1 protein-coding gene is annotated in these 859 nt (G+C 65.9%); it reads right to left on the bottom strand.

From position 1 onward, the window contains the following. Positions 1 to 859: thiamine pyrophosphate-binding protein (locus tag NE584_RS19335; protein ID WP_256183546.1), on the bottom strand; the 859-nt coding region annotated here is incomplete at both ends.

The raw sequence follows: 859 nt of genomic DNA, 5'->3' as shown, positions 1-859 counted from the left end.
ATGATGGCGTCCTCGGGGATGACCTCCTTCACGTCCTTCAGGATGCGCTGGGGAGTCATGGGGAAGCGGCCGTCGTTGGAGATGGCCTCGTTGCTGGCCTTGAACGCGGCCTTGGCGGCAGCGATCTGCTCACGCAGCTCGGGGTTGCTCTTGCCCTCGGGGCAGATCTTCTTCACTTCCTCCAGGATCTGGGCCAGGCCGATCTTCAGGTCGCCGATGGCGCCGATCTCCACAGCGTAGTTGCGGCCGATCTCGTTGGGGTCGATGTCGATCTGCAGGAAGGTGGTCTTATCGGGATCGAAGGTGACGCCCTGATACCAGCTGGAGCTGTCGGCCTCGCCGAAGCGGGTGCCCAGGCCCAGGATCACGTCGGCATTGGTGGTCAGGGAGTGGGTGAACTCCAGGCCCCAGAAGCCGGTCTGGCCCACCATCAGGGGATGCTGGTCGGACAGGCAGCCCTGGCCGGCCAGAGTGCGGGACACAGGGAGATCCAGGAACTCGGCCAGAGCAGCCAGCTCCTCGGAGGCCTGAGCCAGCAGGATGCCGCCGCCGGCGTGGAGGACGGGGTTCTTGGCCTCCACCAGCTTCTTGGCGATGGCCTTGGCGGCAGCGGGGTCCAGGGCGGGCTTCAGGGTCTCGTGGCTGTCCTTGTAGGTGCGGGCCCACAGCTCCTCGTCCATCTCACGGGAGAACATGTCCATGGGCACGTCCACCAGGACGGGGCCGGGACGGCCGGCCTCAGCCAGACGGAACGCCTTGTCCAGGATGTAGGGCAGGGCCTCCACATCGTCCACGCGCCAGCTGCGCTTGCACACGGGCTTGAGCATGCTGTACTGGTCGCCGTCCTCATGCATCTGGA

The organism is Clostridium sp. DFI.5.61 (assembly GCF_024462915.1).
Classification (GTDB): domain Bacteria; phylum Bacillota; class Clostridia; order Oscillospirales; family Oscillospiraceae; genus Lawsonibacter; species Lawsonibacter asaccharolyticus.
This window is presented reverse-complemented; position numbering and strand designations above follow the sequence as displayed.